Consider the following 21,756-nt stretch of genomic DNA (forward strand, 5'->3'; position numbering starts at 1 on the left):
CGGGAAGCGATTCCCGCCCGATTCGCATCAGCCCTTCATCGGGCAGGTGCTAAGATCTAGGGGCGAATACAGCGGACAGGATGACATCGGCCCGGTCTGCTAGCACGATCCCGATGAGGTTGGCCCCGATGAACTTGGCAGAATGCCAAAACCCTGATCCAGATTGATCAAGGCGTGCCGGATCTCCGTCATCCGCAGATGACGCGCGATTTTCGGGGGTAACGTCCACCGTATCGGTCCACATTGTCAGGCGATGCGCCGCGGCACGCTTATTGCCAAGTCAAAAGGGGTAGGGCGCAAACCCTACCCCCCCCATTTCGCACTGGCCCAAATATCCCGGGGGGCCGGGGGCAGCGCCCCCGGCCTTTGCGGTCAGTCCATCGCCTTGAAGTTCAGGCTGGCCCCGTCCTTGATGCCCGAAAACCAGCGCGCGGTAACGGTCTTGGTCTTGGTGTAGAACCGGAACGCATCGGGGCCGTACTGGTTCAGGTCACCGAAGGCCGACTTTTTCCAGCCACCGAAGGTGTAGTAAGACAGCGGCACCGGAATGGGGAAGTTGATGCCCACCATGCCCACATTCACACGGGATGCGAAATCGCGCGCGGTATCGCCATCGGCGGTGAAAATCGCGGTGCCGTTGCCGTATTCGTTGTCGATCACAAGGTTCAGCGCGTCTTCATAGGACTTGGCGCGCACCTGAGACAGGACCGGGCCAAAGATTTCTTGCTTGTAGATGTCCATGTCGCGGGTCACGTTGTCAAACAGCGACGGGCCGCAGAAAAAGCCGTTCTCATAGCCTTGGATCTTGATGCCACGGCCATCGACGACCAGTTTCGCACCCTGTTCCACGCCCGAGGCGATCAGCCCGTTGATGCGGTCTTTCGAGGCCTGGGTGATGACCGGCCCAAAGTCCACATCTTCCCCGGCGGTATAGGGGCCGACCTTCAGCTTTTCGATCCGCGGCACCAGCCGTTCAATCAGTGCATCCGCCGTTTTGTCGCCCACCGGCACCGCAACCGAGATTGCCATGCAGCGTTCGCCCGCAGCACCAAACCCGGCCCCGATCAACGCATCGGCGGCCTTGTCCATATCGGCATCTGGCATGATGATCATGTGGTTCTTGGCGCCGCCAAAGCACTGGGCGCGCTTGCCGTTCGCCGCCGCCCGGCCATAGATATATTGCGCAATCGGGGTCGAGCCGACAAAGCCCACGCCCTGAACGGTTTCGTTGTCCAGAATGGCGTCGACAACGCCCTTGTCGCCGTTCACCACCTGCAACACGCCATCGGGCAGGCCCGCCTGTTGCAGCAGTTGGGCAAGGAAGATTGCGGTCGAAGGCGTGCGCTCGCTGGGTTTCAGGATCATCGCATTGCCACAGGCCAATGCAGGGCCCATTTTCCACAGCGGGATCATCGCCGGGAAGTTGAAGGGCGTGATGCCCGCCACCACACCCAGCGCCTGACGCATAGAATAGATGTCGATGCCGGGGCCGGCGTTGTCGGTCATCTCGCCTTTCAGGAAGGCGGGCGCGCCCATGCAGACCTCGATTACCTCAAGCCCGCGCTGCACATCGCCGCGCGCATCGGGAATGGTCTTGCCATGTTCACGAGCGACCATCTCGGCCAGCTTTTCCATGTTCTGGTTGATCAGCGCGCCGAATGCCATCATCACCCGGGCACGGCGCTGGGGGTTGGTGGCACCCCATTTGATCTGGGCCTTGGCAGCCTCGGCCACCGCATGATCCAGTTCGGCCACGGTGGCCAGCGCGACACGCGCTTGCACTTCGCCGGTGGCGGGGTTCATCACATCAGTAAAACGGCCCGAAGTGCCGGAAACCATCTTGCCGTTGATCCAGTGGCCAATCTCTTGCATCGCATCCTCCCATGGGAATTTGAGCGCACAATACCCTTGCGGAAATGCTGGGAAAAGCGGCAATATGACAAAGGGGTTTTGCGTTTTTGCAGGGCGGCATGGACTGGGACGATCTGCGCATTTTTCTGGCGGTTGCCCGCAGTGACAGCCTGTCGGCGGCGGGGCGGGTGCTCAAGATCGACCCGGCCACCGTGGGCCGACGCATCGCGCGGCTGGAAGATGCGATGGGCGCGCGGCTGTTTGCCAAATCGCCGCAGGGCTATGCACTGACCGATCAGGGCGCACGGCTGATCCCCCATGCCGAACGGGCCGAGGGGGCCTTGCAAGGCGCCACAGAGGCGCTGACCGGGCCAGAGGGGCTGACGGGGCAGATTCGCCTTGGCGCGCCCGATGGCTGTGCAAACTATCTGCTGCCGCAGGTTCTGACCCGGATCTGCGATGCCAATCCGGGGCTTGAGGTGCAGGTGGTCGCCCTGCCGCGCGTGTTCAACCTGTCACGGCGCGAGGCGGATATGGCGATCGGCGTCAGCCGGCCAGAGGCCGGTCGCCTGACGGTACAAAAGCTGACCGACTATCGCCTGTCACTGGCGGCCAGTGCCGGTTATCTGGCCGCCCATCCACCCATTTCCAGCCGCGCCGATCTGCCGGGGCACCAGTTCGTCAGCTATATTCCCGACATGATCTTTGACAAGGAACTGGATTATCTGGCCGAGATCGGCGGCCCTGCGGCGCGGCTGACCTCGAATTCGGTCTCGGTGCAGTTGAACATGCTGCGGCAAGGGGCGGGGGTGGGGGTGGTGCATGATTTCGCTCTGCCCGCAGCGCCGGGGCTGGTGCGGATCTTACCGGATGACATTCGCCTGACGCGGGCCTTCTGGCTGATCCGTCACGCCGATGATGGCCGGGTGGTCCGCCTAAGCCGATTTGCCGATTTGCTGGTGCGCGAAGCGCGGGCCGAGATGGTCCGGCTGGAAGGCGGCCTGACCGCATAAGTCCAAGGTAGTTCTTGACAGAATCCTGTGCGCGCCCGACGCTTGCAAGGACAAACACGGACTAAGGAGGAGCCCATGCTTGTCAGCCAGATCCTGAAATCGAAATCCGACGACGGTGTTGTGACGGTTCAGCCTTCCGCGACCTTGGCCACGGTTGCAGAGCTGTTGTCGTCGCGCAAGATCGGGGCTGTCGTGGTCTCGGCCGATGGCAAGCATGTCGCAGGCATCCTGTCTGAGCGCGATATCGTGCGCGAACTGGGCAAACGGGGGCCTGCCTGCCTGTCCGACAAGGTTGACAGCGTGATGACCGCCCGCGTTGTGACCTGTAGCCGCGGCGATGATGCGCAGGTGGTCTTGCAGAAAATGACTGATGGTCGGTTCCGCCACCTGCCAGTGGTCGAGGGTACCGAAATGGTTGGTCTTATTTCCATCGGCGATGTGGTCAAAGCGCGTCTGGCCGAACTGGCGATGGAAAAAGATGCGCTGGAAGGCATGATAAAGGGCTTTTGACGCGAGGTTTGCGGCACATTGCTCTTGCCAGCGGGCGCGCAATATTGTTGCGTGGCCGCGCCTAAGATGGAGCCCTTCCCATGCGTATCGGCCTTTATCCCGGAACCTTTGATCCGGTCACCCTTGGCCATACCGATATCATCCAGCGGGCTTCGGCGCTGGTGGATCGTCTGGTGATCGGGGTTGCGATCAACCGCGACAAGGGGCCGTTGTTCACGCTGGAAGAGCGGGTGGCGATGGTGCAGGCCGAAGGTGCAGAAATTTCGGCCAGGACTGGCTGCGAAATTGTGGTGCATCCGTTTGAAAACCTGCTGATTGACTGCGCGCGCGATGTGGGCGCAGGGGTCATCATTCGGGGGCTGCGGGCGGTTGCGGATTTTGAATACGAATTCCAGATGGTCGGCATGAATCGCGCGCTGGATGCCAGCGTCGAGACGGTCTTCCTGATGGCGGATGCCCGGCGGCAGGCGATTGCCTCGAAGCTGGTCAAGGAAATCGCTCGGCTTGGTGGCGACGTGTCAAAGTTCGTCACCCCGTCGGTGAATGCAGCACTTCAGGCCCGGTTCGGCCAGCGGTCTTGACCCGGCCCTTGCCCTCTGGCAATGCCGGGGCAACAGGGGAAACATGATCAAATGAACCTTTTCGCCGAAATCCGCCTTGCCGTGACCGACGCCTTGTCGGCGCTGATGGCCGAGGGCGTGCTGCCCGCCGGTCTGGACCTTGCCGCAGTTTCGGTGGAACCGCCGCGCGACCCGGCGCATGGTGACATGGCGACCAATGCGGCGATGGTGCTGGCGAAACCCGCAGGCCAACAGCCCCGCGCGATTGCCGAGGCGCTGGCCGCCAAGCTGATGGCCGATCCGCGCATCATGGGGGCCGATGTTGCTGGGCCGGGGTTCCTGAACCTGCGGCTGGCCGATGGCGTCTGGCACAATGTTCTGCGGGCGGTTTTGCTGAATGGCACCGACTATGGCCGTTCGGCCATCGGGGCGGGGCAAAAGGTGAATGTGGAGTTTGTTTCGGCAAACCCCACCGGCCCGATGCACGTTGGCCATGTGCGTGGCGCGGTGGTGGGCGATGCGCTGTCAAACCTGCTGGCCTTTTCCGGCTGGGTCGTCACGCGGGAATATTACATCAACGACGGGGGCGCGCAGGTCAATGTGCTGGCCCGTTCTGCCTATGAGCGTTACCGCGAGGCGCATGGCCTTGAACCCGAAATCCGCGAAGGGCTTTACCCCGGCGATTACCTGATTCCGGTGGGCGAGGCGCTGAAGACCAAATACGGCGCAACCCTGCTGGACCAGCCCGAGGCGGTCTGGCTGGAGGATGTGCGCGAATTCGCCACCGCGATGATGATGACCGAAATCCGCCGCGATCTGGCCGTTCTGGGCGTGACGATGGATGTCTATTCTTCGGAAAAGGCCCTTTATGGCACGGGCGAGATTGAGGCCGCGATCCAGACCCTGCGCGATATGGACCTGATCTATGAAGGCACGCTGGAACCCCCGAAGGGCAAAGAGCCCGAGGATTGGGAGCCACGGGTGCAAACCCTGTTCCGCAGCACCGCGCATGGCGATGACGTGGACCGCCCGGTGATGAAATCGGACGGGTCCTGGACCTATTTCGCGCCCGACATCGCCTATCACTACAACAAGGTCAAACGTGGGTTTGATCAATTGATTGACATTTTCGGCGCCGACCATGGCGGCTATGTCAAGAGGATGAAGGCGGCGGTTTCGGCGCTGTCGAATGGCCGGGTTCCGCTGGATATCAAGTTGATTCAGTTGGTGAAACTGTGGAAGGGCGGCGAGCCGTTCAAGATGTCAAAGCGGGCAGGGACGTTCGTGACCCTGCGCGATGTGGTGGAACAGGCGGGGGCTGATGTGACCCGCTTCATCATGCTGACGCGCAAGAACGACGTGGCCTTGGACTTCGATTTCGACAAGGTGCTGGAGCAATCCAAGGACAACCCGGTTTTCTATGTGCAATATGCCAATGCGCGGGTGAATTCGATCTTGCGCAAGGCGCGCGAGGCGGGAATTTCCTGTGATGATCCGGTGCTGATGGCGGCAGATCTGACGATCCTGAGCCATGAGGCGGAGCTGAAACTCGCCCGCCAGATCGCCGAATGGCCGAGACTGGTCGAGATTGCCGCGCGCGGGAACGAGCCCCATCGGGTGGCATTCTACCTGTACGAACTGGCGTCCGATTTCCATGGGTTGTGGAATCGCGGCAATGACGACCCATCCCTGCGATTCGTGCAAGAGGGCAACTCGGCAACATCCCAGGCAAAAATTGCGCTGGTGCGGGCCACGGGCGTTGTGATCGCCTCTGGTCTGGCTATTCTGGGGGTGACTCCGGTCGAAGAAATGCGCTGAGCAGGCGTAGGACCGGATACCCAGAATAGCTCGGGTCGGCATGTATCGCCCCGACAGTGAGGCGAAAGATGGCGGATCTGGAATTCGAGTCCTATGATGGAGGCTATGAGGCCCCACAGCGGTTCGGGCGTGCGATCAACATTGCGGGCGCGGTGTGTTCAGTGGCGCTGGTGCTGGGCCTTGGGGTCTGGGGCTATCGGCTGGCGGTGCGCGATGTAACCGGGGTTCCGGTGTTCCGCGCGATAGAAGGTCCGTTGCGCGTGGCACCTGCCGACCCCGGCGGCCAGCAGGCGATGCATCAGGGCCTTTCGGTCAATGCGGTTGCGGCGGCAGGCACGGCGCGTCCGGTGCCGGAGTCGCTGCGTCTGGCCCCCAAGGATGTTGATCTGACCGCCGAAGATGTGGCCGGGCTGGCCGACCTGCCGCTGTCGGCGCAGCCTGCCTCTGATGTGATTGCCGATCAGCAGGCAGTAATCCCCGCGCCGGCGGTTGCCGCCGAAGAGCAAAGCGCCGTCTCTGCCGCGATTGCCGAGGCGGTTTCCGGCGAAGAGGGGGCCGTTCCGGCAGAGGATGCCGTGGCCACCGATACAGCCCTCGCGGATGCCATTTCCGAGGCGGTTGCCGTCCCCGAACCAGTGGTTCCGGCCATTGCCGCCGCGCGGCCCCGCGCCCGCCCTGCAAACCTGCACCTTGCCTCTGCCACGCCTGCCAAGATTGATGCGCCCGCCGCCGCAGTCGTTGCAGCACCAATCCCCGATCCGGCCAGCCTGACCGCCGGGGCGCAACTGGTGCAACTGGGTGCTTTTGATGATGAGGCGCAGGCGGGCCGCGAGTGGGAACGTCTGCAAGGCCAGTTTGTCGATCTGTTCGCAGGCAAGGCGATGGTGGTACAGGCCGCGCAATCGGGTGGCCGCACCTTCTATCGGCTGCGCGCTGCGGGCTTTGGCGGTGCCGAGGATGCGCGCGCCTTCTGCAACACGCTGCTCAGTGGCAATTCCACCTGCATTCCGGTTACCCAAAGATGACCAGCCCCGGCCGGATGGCGGCCTGTTTCGGCTGCTTGGGGCCGGTGTTGCTGCCCGAAGAACGGGATTTCTTTCGCGATGCTGATCCGTTCGGCTTCATCCTGTTCGCCCGGAATATCGAGAACCCGGAACAGGTTTTGCGCCTGACCGCCGATCTGCGCGCGGCGGTGGGGCGTGATGCGCCGATCCTGATCGATCAGGAAGGTGGGCGGGTGCAGCGGATGCGGGCGCCCCATTGGCGCGAATGGCTGCCGCCACTGGATACCGTTCTTGCCGCCGGACCGGATGCGGCGCGGCTTATGGAGCTGCGGATGAGGGTGATCGCGGCAGAACTGCGCGCCGTTGGCATTGACGCAAATTGCGCCCCGGTGGCCGATATTGCGGGGCAGGGCACTCATCCTTTCCTGCGCAACCGATGCTATGGCACCGAGGCGGAAACCGTTGCCCGCATTGGCCGCGCCGTTGCCGATGGCCTGCTGGCGGGGGGCGTGTTGCCGGTGGTCAAGCACTTGCCCGGCCATGGCCGTGCCACAGCCGATACGCATCACGATCTGCCCACTGTGACCGCCAGCCGTGCGGAACTGGCGGCGACCGATTTCGCCCCTTTCCGGGCGCTGGCCGATCTGCCGATGGCAATGACGGCGCATATCATCTTTGCCGCCTATGACGACAAACCCGCCACCCAGTCGCCCGAAATGATCCGCGTGATCCGCGAAGAGATCGGCTTTCACGGACTGTTGTTGACCGATGATCTGAACATGCAGGCGCTGTCGGGCGATCTGGGCAGCCGGACCCGGGCGTCAATGGATGCAGGCTGCGATATTGCGCTGCATTGCAAGGGCGACATGGCCGAGATGCTGATGGTGGCCGGGCAGGCGGGCGATATGCGGACCGATACGCAGGCCCGCGCGCAAAGGGCGCTTGCCCAACGCCGCAGCCCCGCCCCGGTTGACATCGCCGCACTGGAGGCGGACCTTCAGGGCCTGACCGCCTTGGCGAGGGATGATGGCTGACGCCTCACAACAGGACGACTGGACGCAACCCTCGCCAATGGCTGTCGCCGAACGGCAGCAGGCCGAGGCGCTGATTGTCGATGTTGATGGGTTCGAGGGGCCGCTGGACCTGCTCTTGACGCTGTCGCGGACGCAAAAGGTGGATCTGCGCAAGATTTCCGTCCTGCAACTGGCCGAGCAATATCTGGGCTTTGTCGAGCAGGCCCGCGCCCTGCGGATTGAACTGGCGGCGGATTATCTGGTGATGGCGGCTTGGCTGGCCTTTCTCAAATCGCGCCTGCTGTTGCCGCCCGAACCGGGTGAGGCTGGGCCAAGCGCCGAAGACCTTGCCGCGCATCTGGCCTTTCAGCTTGAACGGTTGCAGGCGATGCGAGAGGCCGGGGCGCAACTGATGGCGCGCGATCAGTTGGGGCGCAACTTCTTTGCCCGAGGCGCGCCAGAGCGGCTGTCGGCCCGCATCAAGGTGACCTATGACGCCAGTTTGCTGGACCTGATCCGCGGTTATGCCCGAATTCGAACCCGTGACGAATTTCGCCCCTATGCCTTTGACCGCCATGATATTTTCACGATGGAACAGGCGCTTGACCGGATGCGGGGCCTATTGGGTTATGTCGGCGAATGGGCCGAGTTGACGCAGTTTCTGCCCGAAGGCTGGGATGGTTCGCCCTCTCGCCGCCGCTCTGTTACTGCGGCACATTTCGCGGCGGTGCTGGAAATGGCCAAGCGGGGGCAACTGACCATTCGGCAATCTGATACCTTTGCCCCGATCCAGATTCGCAAGGCCAGCCATGACTGACCGGCAAGAGGCGGTTGAACAAAGCCTGTTCGCGGCCCCCCCGATGGGCGAGCAGGAACGCATGGTCGAGGCGATCCTGTTTGCCAGCGCCGAGCCGGTGACGCTGGCGCAATTGATCGACCGGATGCCTCTTGGCTGCGACCCCGCCGAGGCGCTGGTCACCCTGCGACGCCGCTTTGAAGGGCGCGGTGTGAACCTGATCAAGGTAGGCGAGGCCTGGGCCTTTCGCACCGCGCCCGATCTGGGCCATCTGATGCACAAAGAGGCCGAGGAAAGCCGCAAACTTTCCCGGGCGGCGGTCGAGACGCTGGCGATCATTGCCTATCATCAACCCGCGACGCGGGCAGAGATTGAAGAAATTCGCGGCGTGGCGGTTTCACGCGGCACGATTGACCAGTTGATGGAGATGGACTGGATCAGGCTGGGCCGCAGGCGCATGACGCCGGGGCGCCCGGTGACCTTTGTCGTGACCCAGACCTTTCTGGACCATTTCGGGCTGGAATCGGCGCGCGATCTGCCGGGCGTCAAGGAATTGCGCGCGGCGGGATTGTTGGACAGCCGTGCAATGCCCGGAGCCGACACCCCACCCGATGACGAAGAAACCACGACCGGCCAAAGCGAGTTGTTCGAGGACTGACCATGGATTGGACGAAACTTCTGAATGGTGTGCTGAACCAACTTTTGCGTCGGTTCATGAACACTGCGATCAGCAAGGGGATCGACCATTTCGCAGGAGGCGGAAAGCCACCCAAGGAAATGACGCCCGAAGAGCGCGAACAGGCCCGGCAGGGCCGCGAGATGGCGCAGCGGGCAAAGCAGGTGCGCAAGGCAACCCGGCGGTTGTTCTAAAGAAAAAGGCGCGCAGGCTTCCCCACGCACCTCTTCATTCCTGTGCAGAAATCACGCGCGACCGCGACGACCGCCACGGCGGCCACCGGCGGCCTGGCTGGCGGCGGCAGAGGCTTCGGCAAAGGTCTGACCGCCTTCAACCGCTTCCAGCACCTTGGCAAAGCGGATCCACTCACCACCGTTGGCATCGTGGTTCATCAGGAAGTTGGCAGCGCGGATCGCCTCCATCTCCTGCTGACGCACCGGGTTCATGATGGCGCTGGTCATCCCTGCGCCAATCGCCATCGGCAGGAAAGCCCCGTTGATGCCATGACGATGCGGCAGACCGAACGAGATGTTCGACGCGCCGCAGGTGGTGTTCACGCCCAGCTCTTCGCGCAGGCGACGTACCAGGGCGAACACCTGCTGACCGGCCGAAGCCATGGCACCAACCGGCATGACCAGCGGGTCAACCACAATGTCATGCGCCGGAATGCCGAAATCAGCCGCACGTTCCACGATCTTTTTCGCCACCGCAAAGCGGACATCCGGGTCGGGCGAAATGCCGGTGTCGTCGTTGGAAATTGCGACAACCGGAACGTTGTATTTCTTGACCAGCGGCAGAACCAGCTCAAGCCGCTCTTCTTCCCCGGTGACCGAGTTCAACAGCGGGCGGCCTTCACAAGCCATCAGACCCGCCTCCAGCGCGCCGGGCACCGAGCTGTCGATGCACAAAGGCACGTCAACCGTTTGCTGCACAATCTCAATCAGCGCCTTCATCAGCGGCGGCTCGACAAAGTTGTTGTCGGCATAACGCGGGTCTTTCGCCATCATGTTGGTGAAGACCGCGCCAGAGTTGATGTCAAGCACGGTCGCGCCACAGGCCACCTGTTCCAGCGCATCCTTGATGACGGTTTCAAAGTTGCCGGCTTCCAGTTCGGCTGCCAGCTTTTTGCGCCCGGTGGGGTTGATGCGCTCGCCAATGACGCAGAAGGGCTCATCAAAGCCGATGATGACGGTTTTCGTTTTGGATTCAACGACGGTGCGGGTCATTCTTAAACCTTTGTCTTAGACGTTTGCGGGACGGCCCGAGGCGCCGCCATTATCGGTAACCCATTGGGCATTGGTCTTGATGCCACCCAGCGGGAAGAAATGGACCTGTTCGATGCCAAAGCCCGGATTGGCGGCCTTGTGCGCGGCCAGTTCGGCCACGAAATCGGTCGGTTCATAGGGCAGCAGCAGCTTGGTCACATCCATTGCCCGCTTTTGCAGCACGCGCAAGGAGGCGCCGACGCCGCAGGAAATGGCGAATTTGATCAGGGTTTGCAGCTTGGCAGGGCCAGCCACGCCGATATGGACCGGCAGCTTGATGCCTTCGGCAGCCAGACGGTCAACCCAGGCGATGACCGGGGCGGCTTCAAAACAGAACTGGGTGGCCATCGCCATCTTGGCGTCGGTGCGCTCGGCAAATGCCGATTTCCAGCGTGCGGCTTCCATCACCATCTTGTCCGAGCCATCAGGATCGATGTCCTTGTTGCCTTCGGGGTGACCGGCGACATGCAGGCGGTCGAACCCGGTAAAGGCACCCGATTCCAAAAGTTGCATCGAGGTGGCATAGTCGCCGACAGGGTTGGTCACGCCACCCGCCAGCAACAGGCCCTGCCGGACGCCCACATCCTTGTAACGGCCAACCCAGTCGGTCAGCGTCGTCTTGTCCTTGATGATGCGCGCCGGGAAATGGGGCATCACATCATAGCCTTCGGCGCCGATGCGCTTGGCGGTCGCCACCATGTCTTCAATCGGCGTGCCGTCGATATGGGCGATGTAGACACGGGTGCCCTTGGGCAGCAGGGCGCGGAAATCCTCGACCTTTTCGGCGGTGCGGGGCATCACCTCGATCGAATAGCCCTTCAGGAAGGCCTCGACCTCGGCACTTTGGCCGGCGGGGGCCTCTTTGGTGTCCTTGCGGAAAAAGCTCAGGGCCATGGTTTACTCCTTAGGCGTTGCCCAGCCATCGGTGGCGATCAGCGCCTTGATGCGGTCGGTGTCATATTCGGCTTCCAGCCGCGCCGCCTCGGTCTGGGCGATCTCATCGGGATCGCCGTCCACCTCATAGGCGGGCGCCTTGCGCCATTCTGCCAGATAGGAATCGCTGTCGCGGGCGCCGATCTTCATCGCGCAGCGATCGATCGCCTGTTCAAAGCGTTCGGGCAACTGCACCTTGGATCCGCGCCGGCCTTTGCCAACGATGACCTGCGCCGGAATATCGCGCCACATCACCACGGTGACTTCGGGCATACCGCTGATTCTCCTCTGACCTCTGCACCCGTTCTAAGCGCCCGTCCGCGACAGGCAGGGTCGGATTTCGACATGGCCCGCGTCGCTTGCGACCCATGGCTTGCTAGCGCACGGGGAGGATTCGAGCCAGAGGCCCGAAATCCAGAATTATTCATGCAAGTCATGAACATCTTTGGGGCTGGTTCGCGGCAGGATCGGTGCTTGCAACATGGTCATCGCGTCGTTACCTTGAGGGCAACCACATATGGAGGGCGGTCATGACGCCCGAGCGTCCCCTAGCGGCGGACGCGAACAGCCCTGCGGTAGAGGTGTCGAAGGGCGCTTCCCGTAGGACTTACCCGTCTGCCGCTGACAAACCTCGTCCCGGCGGGCTTTATGCTGCCGTGGATCTGGGCACGAACTCGTGCCGCATGCTGATTGCCGAACCGCGTGGCAGCCAGTTTCATGTCTTGGACAGTTTTTCCAAGACGGTGCAACTGGGTGCCGGGCTGGAGGCTTCGGGCAGACTTAGTCGCGCATCGATGGGGCGGACGATGCAGGCATTGAGGATTTGTCAGAAAAAGATTGAAAGCCAAGGCGTCACCCGGATGCGTCTGGTCGCTACCGAGGCCTGCCGCCGGGCCCGTAACTCCAAGGATTTCATGCGCCAGATCCGCCGCGAAATCGGGCTGGAGGTGGAGATCATCCCCGCGGAGGAAGAGGCGCGGCTGGCGGTAATATCTTGTGCCCCGCTGGTGACGGCCCGGACCGAGCAGTTGCTGGTCGTGGATATTGGCGGCGGCTCGACCGAACTGGTGTGGATCGACCTGTCGGGCGTGGACCCGACCGACCGCGCCCGCGCGATCATGGGCCTGCACCGCGGCTTTCAAGGCCAGCCGGTGGGCGGTGCGCGGGTGGTGGACTGGATCTCGGTGCCCCTTGGGGTGGCAACCCTGAAGGACCAGTTCGCCGATGTGGAAGACGACGGCGCGCGCTTTGCCCTGATGAGCTGGTTTTTCGAAGAAAATCTGTCCTCGTTCAGCCCTTATAACGCCGCGCAGCCGCGCGAGGGGTTTCAGATCATCGGCACCAGCGGCACGGTGACAACCGTTGCCGCCAGCCACCTGGGTCTGCGCCGCTATGACCGCACCAAGGTGGACGGGCTGGAGATGACATCGGACCAGATTGACACGGTGATCCGCGATTACCTGTCGCTTGGCCCCGACGGGCGGCGCACCGACCCGCGCATTGGTCGTGACCGCCACACGCTGATCATGTCCGGTGCGGCTATCCTTCAGGCGCTGATGCGGATATGGCCGACCGACCGGCTGTCAGTGGCAGACCGGGGCCTGCGGGAAGGGCTGCTTTATGCCCAGATGAGCGCGGATGGCGTTCTGGAAGACGGACCGAAGCTATGACGGAAAAGAACACTTCTGGCCGGGGCCAGCGCGATCTGCGGGTGCGGGTGAAAACCGCCAAGGGGCGCAAGCTCAGTTCCACCCTGTGGTTGGAACGGCAGTTGAACGACCCCTATGTTCAGCGTGCCAAGCGCGAAGGCTATCGCGGCCGTGCGGCCTATAAGATTCTGGAGCTTGATGATAAATACGGGTTCCTGAAACCGGGCGCGCGGGTGGTTGACCTTGGCTGCGCGCCGGGGGGCTGGTGCCAGGTGGCGGTCGTGCGCGTCAACGCCCTGTCGCAAAACCCGAAAAAGCCGGTGGGCACCGTGCTGGGCGTCGATCTGCAAGAGATCGAGGCGATTTCCGGGGCGGAGCTGCATCAGCTCGATTTTCTGTCCGAAGGCGCGGATGAGCTGGTCAAGGGCTGGCTGGGTGGCAAGGCCGATGTGGTGATGAGCGACATGGCCGCTGCGGCCAGCGGCCACAAGGGCACCGACCATTTGCGCATCATCGCCCTGATTGAAGCGGCACTGGAATTTGCCTTTGACGTGCTGGAAGACGGCGGCACCTTTGTTGCCAAGGTTCTGGCCGGCGGGGCCGAGATTGAAATGCAGACCCTGCTGAAGAAAAGTTTCCGCAAGGTGGCGAATGTCAAACCGCCAGCCAGCCGGTCGGACAGTTCGGAAAAGTTCGTCGTGGCGCAGGGGTTTAGGGGCCGTGCGGGGCAGGCCGCCGAGCCGGAGGAGGACTAACCCCTTCGCGCGCGGATGCGCCCATGAAAAAGGCGCCCGAAAAGGCGCCAGCTTTTCAAATTTTATTGATTTGACGGCCGGGTTTTGCTGGTCAGCCGCCCCAAGTCCGCAGCGGGCCGCAATCCATATGCACAAAGTCGGACCGGGGATAGGTGCCCACACCGCCCGCCGCACAGGCCTTGGCGGCGCGTGCCATCTGGCCAACGCTGCGCGATTTCAACCGCAGGTCTGCCGCCTGTCCCTTCATGTGCAGCGAATTGCGCGCCACCCCTTTGGAGTGAGACCGCAGCATAGCATTGGTGGCCGGGCTGCGATAGCCCGACAGCAGCATGTAAGGCTCATCCGTATCCATCAGACGATGCGCCGCCGCCATCACGTCAAAGTTGCGAGGGTCCATCTTTTTAACGTCATCGGAACGCCAATCGCGCATGAAGTGATTGATTTCCTTGACAACTTCGGGGATATATTCACCCTCGATCCAGTAGATCGTGTCAATCGACTCGCCGGTGCGGCCCGAATACATGCTGATCCGGCGCACATCGCCCGCGCCGCGCAACAACCCGAAGGCTTTGCTGTAAGTGGGCGCTGCAACCACGGCGGTTGCCGCGAAAACACCCAGAAGTCCCCGCCGGGTAAAGCCCGGATTGTCCGCCATAGCCATTCTTGCCTGTCCCATCGCTGGTCTTTGATCGCCTGTACCCGGCGATTTGCACTTGTCCCACAAGCAGGAACTGTATGGCACGGTTTGTGGCCGGACCAAAGTGCAGAAACGCCTCTCCGACTCACCTTGGCGGCAATCGGCAAAAAATTGCTGAATATGAACCGCGCAAGGTGGGGAATTCCGCACCGTCGGTTTTGAAACCGATTGCGGCGGCTGTGTCGCAGTTTGCAAGAGATGGGGAAGGGGCGGTTTACACCCAGGGAAATATGGTCGAAACTGCCTGAAATCCTGCCATTTTGACCTTGAAGGCCCGCTCGTGACGATTCCCAAGCTGCATTTGCGCCAGACTTTCCGCCAAGCCTTGCTGACAGCCGCCATGGGCCTTGCGCTGGCGGCCAGCGCGCAGGGGCAGGGGCTGCTGACCGCTTTCATAAAGTCGGTGGCCGAGGCGGTGAACGCCGAGGGCACTGACACGGCGGGAATCGCCGCCTTTTATCAGGCGCGCGGCTATCAGACCCTGTGGACCGGCCCCAGCGATGCCCCCCGGCGCGAGGCGTTTCTGACCGCACTGGATGCCGCGTCCGAACAGGGCCTGCCGCCAGCGCGTTATGGCCGCGATGCGCTGGTTGCCGCTTTCCACAGCGCCGTGACCGAAGGGGATCGTGGCCGGCTGGAGGTTGCGATGAGCCGCGCCTTCGTCACCTTTGCCGGTGATCTGAAGGCGGGCGTGATTGCCCCGAAAAAGCTGGACAGGACCATCGTGCGCGACATCGCGCGGCCAGAAGCTGCGGCAACGCTTGCGGCTTTTGCGGCGGCTGATCCCTGGGGCTTTTTCCGCGCGCTGCCACCGTCCACACCGGAATACGCCCGTCTGTTGAAGGAAAAACTGCGGCTGGAGGGGATCATCGCTTCTGGCGGCTGGGGGGCCGAGGTGCCTGGCGAGCTGTCGCCCGGTGCTGCCGGTCCGAAGGCGGTGGCGCTGCGTGACCGTCTGGTGGCGCTTGGCTATCTGCCGCATTCGGCCAGCGGCGCGTTTGACCGCCCGATGGTGCGCGCGGTGCAGCGCTATCAAGCCGACAACGGCATCACTGCCAACGGGGTGGTGGGCGATAGCACGCTGGCCGCGCTGAACACACCGCCAGAGGATCGGCTGAAAGCGGTGACGGTCGCGATGGAGCGGTTGCGCTGGATGGGCGATGCGCCGCGCGGCGACCGGCATATCTGGGTGAACCAGCCCGACTTTACCGCCAAGATCATGGATGGCGGCGCCGTGACCTTTCAGACCCGTGCCGTTATTGGCAAGAATTCGGCAGACACCCGCACGCCCGAGTTTTCGGACGAGATGGAATATATGGTGGTCAACCCGTCCTGGGGGGTGCCGCGCTCGATCATCGTCAAGGAATATCTGCCGCTTTTGCAAAAGAACCCCAACGCCGTCAGCCATATTCAGGTGGTGGATCGGTCGGGCCGCGTGGTGCCGCGCGGGGCGGTGAATTTCGCGGCCTATTCGGCCAGCTCTTTCCCGTTTTCGATGCGCCAGCCGCCGTCGGATGGCAATGCGCTGGGGTTGGTGAAGTTCATGTTCCCCAATCAGTACAACATCTATCTGCATGATACGCCGTCGAAAAACCTGTTCGCCAATGAGGTGCGGGCCTATTCGCACGGCTGTATCCGGCTGGGCGACCCCTTTGATTTCGCCTATGCGCTGCTGGCGCGGCAGACCGATGATCCGAAGAGGGTTTTTCAGAATGAGTTGGACGGGGGACGCGAATCCCTTGTTCGGCTGGATGTGAAAGTGCCGGTCCATCTGGTCTATTTTACCGCTTGGCCCACGGCGCGCGGCACCATCGGCTATCGCAATGACATCTATGGCCGTGACGCGGCGATTTTCCGGGCACTGAGCGAGGCCGGGGTGGTTTTGCCGCAGGTTCAGGGCTAAGTCTTTCCCGATAAACGGAGAGGGACCATGGCGCATAGCGTTGCCGACATTGCCCAAGCCATCGGGGCCGAAGCCGCCGGTGACCTGACGCTGACAGTGACCCATGCGTCAGAGCCTGCCACAGCGGGCCCGCAGGCGCTGGCACTGGCCATGGACCCGAAATATGCGCCCGGTCTGGCCAAAGGGCAGGCGCAGGTGGCCATGTTGTGGCCGGGGGCCGATTGGCAGGGCATGGGCCTGCGGGCGGCGATTTTCGCCCCGCGCGGGCGGCTGGCGATGGCGGGGCTTTCCCGGATGCTGGACCCGGGCCCCCAGATCGCGCCGGGGGTTCATCCGATGACGGTGATCGACCCCAGCGCGCAGATTGGCGCAGGGGCCGCGATTGGCCCGTTTGTCACCATTGGCGCAGGCGCGGTTATCGGCGCGCGGGCGCGGATTGCCGGCCATGTCTCTGTCGCCGAAGGGGCGCGGATCGGGAATGATGCGCTGATCTGTCAGGGCGCACGGATTGGCGCGCGGGTCAGGATTGGGGATCGCTTCATCTGCCAGCCCGGCGCGGTGATTGGCGCTGACGGGTTTTCCTTTGTCACACCGGAAAAGTCTGGGGTTGAAGAAATTCGTGAAACCCTCGGAAAACGCGACGAAATTCATCAGCAAAGCTGGACGCGGATACACTCCCTAGGCGCGGTGACGATTGGCGATGATGTGGAGATTGGCGCCAATTGCACGATTGACCGGGGCACGATCCGCGACACCACGATTGGCAATGGCACCAAGCTGGATAATCAGGTTCATGTTGGTCACAATGTGCAGATCGGCAATGACAGCCTGATCTGCGGGCAGGTCGGCATTGCCGGGTCGTCGCGCATCGGCAACCGGGTGGTGCTGGCGGGGCAATGCGGCGTCAACGACAATATCTTTGTCGGCGATGACGTGATCGCGGGCGGGGGCACCAAGATTTTCACCAATGCGCCGGCGGGCCGGGTTTTGCTGGGCTATCCGGCGGTCAAGATGGAGGCGCATGTCGAGATACAAAAGGCGCTGCGCCGTCTGCCCCGGCTTGCCGCCCGCGTGGGCGAGATTGAAAAGATCGTCGGCGCGTCATCTTCCGGTGACTGAACCGTCACACTCGCTGGCGTAAGGACCAGCCGACAGGAGAATGCGCATGAGTGGAACCGTTGCCGAAAAGGTCATCCTCATCATTGCCGAACAGGCGGTGCTGGACCCGTCTGACGTGCGGATGGATTCGACACTGGAAAGCCTGGGGATCGACAGTCTTGGGCTGGTGGAATCGATTTTTGCCATTGAAGAGGCGTTCGACATCTCGGTGCCGTTCAACGCGAACGAGCCCGATAAAAGCAGCTTTGACATTTCTTCTGTCGGGGTCATCGTTGCGGCGGTCGAAGGGCTGATCGCGGCGAAATGAGGCGCGTTGCAATCACCGGGGCAGGCACCGTCAACCCACTGGGTGCCGATGTGGCCAGCACATTTGTCGCCATGGCCGAGGGGCGCTGTGCCATCGGTCCGCTTGATTTGCCTGATCGAGACCGGCTGGCGGTGCAGATCGGCGCGCAGGTGCAGGGATTTCGCCCGGAAGATCATTTCGACAGGGCGCAACTGGGGCTGCTGGACCGCTTTGCCCAGTTTGCGCTGGTCGCCGCCCGGCAGGCCGTGGCACAGGCGGGGCTGGATTTCACCGAACTGGGCCAGCGCGCTGGGGTGGTTACCGGCACAGCAGGCGGCGGGCTGATCACGCAGGACGAGAGCTATCGTGCGGTTTACGAAGAGCGGAAGTCGCGGGTGCATCCCTTTACCGTGCCGCGCCTGATGATGAATGCGGCGGCCAGCCATATTTCGATGGAATTCGGGCTGATGGGGCCGGTGTTCAGCGTGGCCACCGCCTGCGCCTCATCCAATCACGCGATGGGGCTGGCGTTTCAGATGGTGAGGTCGGGCGCGGCCCCCGTGATGCTGGCGGGCGGGGCCGAGGCGATGCTGGTCTTTGGCGGCATCAAGGCGTGGGAGGGCCTGCGCGTCATGTCCCGAGAGGCGTGCCGCCCGTTCTCCGCCAACCGCAGCGGAATGGTTCAGGGCGAGGGGGCAGCGATCTTCGTCTTTGAAGACTGGGATCATGCCACCGCGCGCGGGGCCGAGATTCTGGCCGAGGTCGTGGGTTTCGCCATGACCTCGGATGCCTCTGACATTGTGGTGCCTTCGGCGGAGGGCGCGCGGCGGGCGATGGCGGGGGCGCTGGCCGATGCGGGGCTGCGCCCGGATCAGGTGGATTACATCAACGCCCATGGCACCGGCACCAGCGCCAATGACCGCAGCGAATGCGCGGCGATTGCGCAGGTGTTCGGCGACCATGCCGGGCGGTTGATGGTGTCCTCCACCAAATCCATGCACGGCCACCTGATCGGCGGAACCGGCGCGGTAGAGCTTTTGGCCTGCCTGATGGCACTGCGAAACGGTGTGGTTGCGCCGACGATGGGCTGGGAAGAGGCGGACCCAGATTGCCCGCTGGACATCGTGCCAAATCAGGCGCGGCAGGCACGGGTAGAGGTGGCGCTGTCAAACGCCTTTGCCTTTGGCGGGCTGAACGCGGTGCTGGCCTTGCGCCGGGCATGAAAAAAACCCCGCCGATGGCGGGGTTTTCAATCTGTTGCAGAAGATCAGTTGCCTGCGGGCTTTTCCGGAACCGTGATGGATTCAAACCCGGCAGTGAAGCCCTTGAGCGAGATATCCAGATTCACCTTCTGATCGGGGGCCGCGAACGGGACGATGGTCAGCGTTGCCTTGGCGCCCTTTTTGAACTGGGCCACTTCGTCGCCGGTAAATCCGACGCGGGCCACACAACCAACCGAGCCACAAACCGTGAACGGGTAAACCTTGGGCTGCGCGGTGTCGATCGTCAGCGTCAGGTTAGAGGTCAGCATGGTTTCCAAGGGCACGATCACGGTGGCCCCGGCAGCAGCCTTGCCGCCAGCGGGCAGCGGGAACATGCTGATCTCGGAGACGGGATTGCTCTTTTGATCCTTCAAAAGCTGATAAAGTTCGCAAGGATCAGAGCCGTCCTTGGCCTTGACGCAGCGCAGTTCCCACTGTTCGAACGTGCCGCCCAGATACATCTCGCCCGGCTGGGCGTCCTTTTCCTCTTTCAGCTTGGGGGCGCCGGGGGTGCTGCCCATGTTCAAGTCAGCGCCGGGGGCGGCTTCGGTCGCGGCAGGGGCGGCGGCTTCTTGCGCCAGAACGACGGTGCCGGACAAAGCCAGACCAAAACCAAGTGCCAAAGCCAGCGTACGGGGAAGGGAATAGGACGACATTTCTGTCACTTTCTTGTTGAACCGGCGCTGCCATAGCATGCTGCGCCCGCCAAGTCAGGTATGAAAATTTCCGTGTCACGCAGCTTTGTGCGGCCAAATTGCCAGCGTCGATTGCCGCCGCATAAAAACTCAAAAGGGCCAGCGTGGCTGGCCCTTTTGCGATTGTTTTTGCTCCCTGTCGGACTGGCCGACTTTATGGGGCAGACGCTACGGCGGTTTCACAAAGCCGTCAACTAGGATTCTTGTGACCGCGCCACCATCGGTAAACATGGAAAAAAGCCGCGCCTTTTCAGAGGCGCGGCCAGTCTGACAGGGAGGAAAACCGCCGGGGAAAACCCGAAACCCCGACAAGCACAGGCTGGCAGGAATGGGTTAAGAATGTATTGTGCCTGTGTATCGCGGCTGCAAGAAATGCTGGCGAATGAATGCCCCCGGAGGTGCTGGAATGGGTGAGACGATTTTTGTCGGTGGCGGAGGAGAGGGTTACGGGCTGCCACAGAACCTGCTGCTGAAATACGGCAACCGCCACGGGCTGGTTGCCGGGGCAACGGGCACCGGCAAGACCGTAACGCTGCAAGTGCTGGCCGAGGGGTTTTCAAAAGAGGGCGTGCCGGTCTTTGCTGCCGATGTGAAGGGCGACCTGTCGGGGATCGCCGTTGCCGGATCAGAAGGCGGCAAGCTGCATGACGCGTTTTTAAAGCGGTCTCAAACCATCGGCTACACGCTGGAATACGGTGCCAGCCCGGTGACGTTCTGGGATTTGTACGGCCAGCAAGGTCATCCGATCCGGGCGACCGTGGCCGATATGGGCCCCTTGCTTTTGTCACGGATGCTGGAATTGAGCGAGCCACAAGAGGGCGTGCTGAACGTCGCCTTCCGCATGGCCGATGAAGAGCAACTGCCGCTTTTGGACCTGAAGGATCTGCAAGCGCTGCTGACCTTTATCGCCGAGCACGATAATGAGATTTCGGCGCGCTATGGCCTTGTGTCCACCACCTCGGTCGGCGCGATCCAGCGCCGGCTGCTGGTGCTGGAGAATGAAGGCGCGACCGAGATGTTCGGCGAACCGGCGCTGGACCTGATGGACCTGATGCGCGTGGATGCGGCGGGCAAGGGCATGGTCAACATTCTGGCCGCCGACAAGCTGATGAACTCGCCCCGGCTCTACGCCACCTTCCTGTTGTGGCTGCTGTCTGAATTGTTCGAGACGCTGCCCGAGGTCGGCGACCCCGATAAACCCAAGCTGGTGTTCTTTTTCGACGAGGCGCATCTGCTGTTCACCGACGCACCCAAGGCGCTGATTTCCAAGGTGGAACAGGTCGCGCGGCTGATCCGGTCCAAGGGGGTGGGGGTGTATTTCATCACCCAGAATCCGGCGGATGTGCCGGATGTCATTCTTGGCCAGTTGGGCAACCGGGTGCAGCACGCCTTGCGCGCCTTTACCGCCAAGGACCAGAAAGACCTGAAACTTGCGGCGGAAACCTATCGCCCGAACCCGCGCTTTCAGATCGAGGATGCCATCCGCGATGTCGGCACGGGTGAGGCTGTGACCTCGTTTCTTGAGGCTAAAGGCATTCCCGGTATGGCAGAGCGCACCTTGGTGCGCCCGCCGCGCAGCCAGTTGGGTCCGGTTGATGCCGCAGTGCGGGCGCAACTGATCGCGGCTTCACCGTTGGGACAGAAGTACAACACCCCCATCGACCGCGACAGCGCCTATGAACGGCTGCGGGCACGGGCTGATAAGGCGGCGCAAGAGGCCTCTGCCGCCGAGGCCGCAGACGCGCGCAAGTCCGAAGAGGAGAAAGAGTTCGCCCGCGCCCGCCGTTACGACGGTACACCGGATGCCAAACCCGCCAGCCGCGCACCCGCCTCGCGCCGGTCAGATTCCATGGGCGAGGCCTTTGCGAAAAGTTTCGTCCGCCAGTTGGGCACGAAGACCGGGCAGGCCGTGGTGCGGGGAATTCTGGGATCGATCTTTGGCAAGCGCTGA

The 21,756-nt window shown here is 62.6% G+C and carries 22 protein-coding genes; 16 read left to right on the forward strand and 6 right to left on the reverse strand.

The window, feature by feature from the left end:
- Positions 1–372: 372 nt before the first annotated feature.
- Positions 373–1,872 carry a CoA-acylating methylmalonate-semialdehyde dehydrogenase gene (locus tag JI744_RS07620; RefSeq protein ID WP_202659095.1) on the reverse strand — a complete coding sequence of 500 codons (1,500 nt, stop codon included), beginning with the start codon at positions 1,870–1,872 and terminating at the stop codon, positions 373–375.
- 98 nt (positions 1,873–1,970) lie between these two features.
- Here JI744_RS07620 and JI744_RS07625 point away from each other — a divergent pair, with 98 nt between their 5' ends.
- From JI744_RS07625 to JI744_RS07665, 9 genes are all read left to right on the forward strand, one after another.
- Positions 1,971–2,864: a LysR family transcriptional regulator gene (locus JI744_RS07625; RefSeq protein ID WP_202659096.1), complete on the forward strand. Its 894-nt coding sequence runs from the start codon at positions 1,971–1,973 to the stop codon at positions 2,862–2,864.
- A gap of 75 nt (positions 2,865–2,939) precedes the next feature.
- Positions 2,940–3,374, forward strand: a complete 435-nt coding sequence (locus tag JI744_RS07630; RefSeq protein WP_202659097.1) for a CBS domain-containing protein — start codon at positions 2,940–2,942, stop codon at positions 3,372–3,374.
- Positions 3,375–3,454: 80 nt separating this feature from the next.
- Positions 3,455–3,955: a pantetheine-phosphate adenylyltransferase gene (gene coaD, locus JI744_RS07635; RefSeq protein WP_202659098.1), complete on the forward strand. Its 501-nt coding sequence runs from the start codon at positions 3,455–3,457 to the stop codon at positions 3,953–3,955.
- 51 nt (positions 3,956–4,006) lie between these two features.
- A complete protein-coding gene (argS, locus tag JI744_RS07640; protein WP_202659099.1) occupies positions 4,007–5,752 on the forward strand; it encodes an arginine--tRNA ligase in 1,746 nt (581 codons plus the stop codon).
- 68 nt (positions 5,753–5,820) lie between these two features.
- Complete coding sequence (locus JI744_RS07645; RefSeq protein ID WP_202659100.1) at positions 5,821–6,777, forward strand: SPOR domain-containing protein; 957 nt, start codon at positions 5,821–5,823, stop codon at positions 6,775–6,777.
- A complete protein-coding gene (gene nagZ, locus JI744_RS07650) occupies positions 6,774–7,790 on the forward strand; it encodes a beta-N-acetylhexosaminidase (RefSeq protein WP_202659101.1) in 1,017 nt (338 codons plus the stop codon). The genes JI744_RS07645 and nagZ overlap by 4 nt, the downstream gene beginning before the upstream one ends.
- The gene (locus tag JI744_RS07655; protein ID WP_236019316.1) at positions 7,783–8,586 is read left to right on the forward strand and encodes a segregation and condensation protein A; all 804 of its coding nucleotides are present in this window, start codon (positions 7,783–7,785) and stop codon (positions 8,584–8,586) included. Before nagZ ends, JI744_RS07655 begins: the two co-directional genes overlap by 8 nt.
- Positions 8,579–9,223 carry an SMC-Scp complex subunit ScpB gene (gene scpB, locus JI744_RS07660; protein ID WP_202659102.1) on the forward strand — a complete coding sequence of 215 codons (645 nt, stop codon included), beginning with the start codon at positions 8,579–8,581 and terminating at the stop codon, positions 9,221–9,223. The genes JI744_RS07655 and scpB overlap by 8 nt, the downstream gene beginning before the upstream one ends.
- Positions 9,224–9,225: 2 nt before the next feature.
- On the forward strand, positions 9,226–9,435 hold the full coding sequence (locus tag JI744_RS07665) for a hypothetical protein (RefSeq protein WP_202659103.1): 210 nt from the start codon (positions 9,226–9,228) through the stop codon (positions 9,433–9,435).
- Positions 9,436–9,486: 51 nt separating this feature from the next.
- On the opposite strand, the gene JI744_RS07670 is transcribed toward JI744_RS07665, so the two are convergent.
- From JI744_RS07670 to JI744_RS07680, 3 genes are read right to left on the reverse strand one after another with little or no spacing between them, the layout of a single operon-like run.
- Positions 9,487–10,467, reverse strand: coding sequence for a methyltetrahydrofolate cobalamin methyltransferase (locus tag JI744_RS07670; RefSeq protein ID WP_202659104.1), 981 nt, complete (start codon positions 10,465–10,467; stop codon positions 9,487–9,489).
- A gap of 15 nt (positions 10,468–10,482) precedes the next feature.
- Positions 10,483–11,400, reverse strand: coding sequence for a methylenetetrahydrofolate reductase (locus tag JI744_RS07675; RefSeq protein WP_202659105.1), 918 nt, complete (start codon positions 11,398–11,400; stop codon positions 10,483–10,485).
- Positions 11,401–11,403: 3 nt separating this feature from the next.
- Positions 11,404–11,712, reverse strand: a complete 309-nt coding sequence (locus JI744_RS07680; RefSeq protein WP_202659106.1) for a virulence factor — start codon at positions 11,710–11,712, stop codon at positions 11,404–11,406.
- 257 nt (positions 11,713–11,969) lie between these two features.
- Here JI744_RS07680 and JI744_RS07685 point away from each other — a divergent pair, with 257 nt between their 5' ends.
- Both JI744_RS07685 and JI744_RS07690 read left to right on the forward strand, forming a co-directional pair.
- A complete protein-coding gene (locus tag JI744_RS07685) occupies positions 11,970–13,109 on the forward strand; it encodes a Ppx/GppA phosphatase family protein (RefSeq protein WP_202659107.1) in 1,140 nt (379 codons plus the stop codon).
- Positions 13,106–13,843, forward strand: a complete 738-nt coding sequence (locus JI744_RS07690) for an RlmE family RNA methyltransferase (RefSeq protein WP_202659108.1) — start codon at positions 13,106–13,108, stop codon at positions 13,841–13,843. Before JI744_RS07685 ends, JI744_RS07690 begins: the two co-directional genes overlap by 4 nt.
- 91 nt (positions 13,844–13,934) lie before the next feature.
- On the opposite strand, the gene JI744_RS07695 is transcribed toward JI744_RS07690, so the two are convergent.
- Complete coding sequence (locus JI744_RS07695; protein WP_202659110.1) at positions 13,935–14,504, reverse strand: YcbK family protein; 570 nt, start codon at positions 14,502–14,504, stop codon at positions 13,935–13,937.
- A 376-nt stretch (positions 14,505–14,880) separates the two neighbouring features.
- On the opposite strand from JI744_RS07695, the gene JI744_RS07700 reads away from it, so the two are divergent.
- The 4 genes from JI744_RS07700 to JI744_RS07715 are packed head-to-tail and all read left to right on the forward strand — an operon-like array spanning position 14,881 to position 19,071.
- A complete protein-coding gene (locus JI744_RS07700) occupies positions 14,881–16,443 on the forward strand; it encodes a L,D-transpeptidase family protein (RefSeq protein ID WP_202659408.1) in 1,563 nt (520 codons plus the stop codon).
- A gap of 27 nt (positions 16,444–16,470) precedes the next feature.
- A complete protein-coding gene (locus JI744_RS07705; protein WP_202659112.1) occupies positions 16,471–17,562 on the forward strand; it encodes a UDP-3-O-(3-hydroxymyristoyl)glucosamine N-acyltransferase in 1,092 nt (363 codons plus the stop codon).
- A 46-nt stretch (positions 17,563–17,608) separates the two neighbouring features.
- Positions 17,609–17,869 (forward strand): acyl carrier protein, encoded by a 261-nt coding sequence (locus JI744_RS07710; protein WP_202659114.1) that lies wholly within the window; start codon positions 17,609–17,611, stop codon positions 17,867–17,869.
- Entirely contained in the window at positions 17,866–19,071 is a 1,206-nt protein-coding gene (locus JI744_RS07715; protein ID WP_202659116.1) for a beta-ketoacyl-[acyl-carrier-protein] synthase family protein, read from the forward strand. Before JI744_RS07710 ends, JI744_RS07715 begins: the two co-directional genes overlap by 4 nt.
- A 44-nt stretch (positions 19,072–19,115) precedes the next feature.
- Here the strand turns inward: JI744_RS07715 and JI744_RS07720 are convergent, their stop codons facing one another.
- Positions 19,116–19,766: an invasion associated locus B family protein gene (locus JI744_RS07720; protein ID WP_202659118.1), complete on the reverse strand. Its 651-nt coding sequence runs from the start codon at positions 19,764–19,766 to the stop codon at positions 19,116–19,118.
- Between the two features lie 445 nt (positions 19,767–20,211).
- Between JI744_RS07720 and JI744_RS07725 the strand changes: the two genes are divergently transcribed.
- On the forward strand, positions 20,212–21,756 hold the full coding sequence (locus JI744_RS07725; RefSeq protein WP_202659120.1) for a helicase HerA-like domain-containing protein: 1,545 nt from the start codon (positions 20,212–20,214) through the stop codon (positions 21,754–21,756).

Origin of the sequence: Fuscibacter oryzae (genome assembly GCF_016765795.1) — a bacterium.
Lineage (GTDB): Bacteria > Pseudomonadota > Alphaproteobacteria > Rhodobacterales > Rhodobacteraceae > Fuscibacter > Fuscibacter oryzae.

Coding starts and splice junctions, on each gene's coding strand:
- JI744_RS07620 (WP_202659095.1), bottom strand. CDS start 1,872: ATGCAAGAGATTGGCCACTGGATCAACGGCAAGATGGTTTCCGGCACT.
- JI744_RS07625 (WP_202659096.1), top strand. CDS start 1,971: ATGGACTGGGACGATCTGCGCATTTTTCTGGCGGTTGCCCGCAGTGAC.
- JI744_RS07630 (WP_202659097.1), top strand. CDS start 2,940: ATGCTTGTCAGCCAGATCCTGAAATCGAAATCCGACGACGGTGTTGTG.
- coaD (WP_202659098.1), top strand. CDS start 3,455: ATGCGTATCGGCCTTTATCCCGGAACCTTTGATCCGGTCACCCTTGGC.
- argS (WP_202659099.1), top strand. CDS start 4,007: ATGAACCTTTTCGCCGAAATCCGCCTTGCCGTGACCGACGCCTTGTCG.
- JI744_RS07645 (WP_202659100.1), top strand. CDS start 5,821: ATGGCGGATCTGGAATTCGAGTCCTATGATGGAGGCTATGAGGCCCCA.
- nagZ (WP_202659101.1), top strand. CDS start 6,774: ATGACCAGCCCCGGCCGGATGGCGGCCTGTTTCGGCTGCTTGGGGCCG.
- JI744_RS07655 (WP_236019316.1), top strand. CDS start 7,783: ATGGCTGACGCCTCACAACAGGACGACTGGACGCAACCCTCGCCAATG.
- scpB (WP_202659102.1), top strand. CDS start 8,579: ATGACTGACCGGCAAGAGGCGGTTGAACAAAGCCTGTTCGCGGCCCCC.
- JI744_RS07665 (WP_202659103.1), top strand. CDS start 9,226: ATGGATTGGACGAAACTTCTGAATGGTGTGCTGAACCAACTTTTGCGT.
- JI744_RS07670 (WP_202659104.1), bottom strand. CDS start 10,467: ATGACCCGCACCGTCGTTGAATCCAAAACGAAAACCGTCATCATCGGC.
- JI744_RS07675 (WP_202659105.1), bottom strand. CDS start 11,400: ATGGCCCTGAGCTTTTTCCGCAAGGACACCAAAGAGGCCCCCGCCGGC.
- JI744_RS07680 (WP_202659106.1), bottom strand. CDS start 11,712: ATGCCCGAAGTCACCGTGGTGATGTGGCGCGATATTCCGGCGCAGGTC.
- JI744_RS07685 (WP_202659107.1), top strand. CDS start 11,970: ATGACGCCCGAGCGTCCCCTAGCGGCGGACGCGAACAGCCCTGCGGTA.
- JI744_RS07690 (WP_202659108.1), top strand. CDS start 13,106: ATGACGGAAAAGAACACTTCTGGCCGGGGCCAGCGCGATCTGCGGGTG.
- JI744_RS07695 (WP_202659110.1), bottom strand. CDS start 14,504: ATGGCTATGGCGGACAATCCGGGCTTTACCCGGCGGGGACTTCTGGGT.
- JI744_RS07700 (WP_202659408.1), top strand. CDS start 14,881: ATGGGCCTTGCGCTGGCGGCCAGCGCGCAGGGGCAGGGGCTGCTGACC.
- JI744_RS07705 (WP_202659112.1), top strand. CDS start 16,471: ATGGCGCATAGCGTTGCCGACATTGCCCAAGCCATCGGGGCCGAAGCC.
- JI744_RS07710 (WP_202659114.1), top strand. CDS start 17,609: ATGAGTGGAACCGTTGCCGAAAAGGTCATCCTCATCATTGCCGAACAG.
- JI744_RS07715 (WP_202659116.1), top strand. CDS start 17,866: ATGAGGCGCGTTGCAATCACCGGGGCAGGCACCGTCAACCCACTGGGT.
- JI744_RS07720 (WP_202659118.1), bottom strand. CDS start 19,766: ATGTCGTCCTATTCCCTTCCCCGTACGCTGGCTTTGGCACTTGGTTTT.
- JI744_RS07725 (WP_202659120.1), top strand. CDS start 20,212: ATGGGTGAGACGATTTTTGTCGGTGGCGGAGGAGAGGGTTACGGGCTG.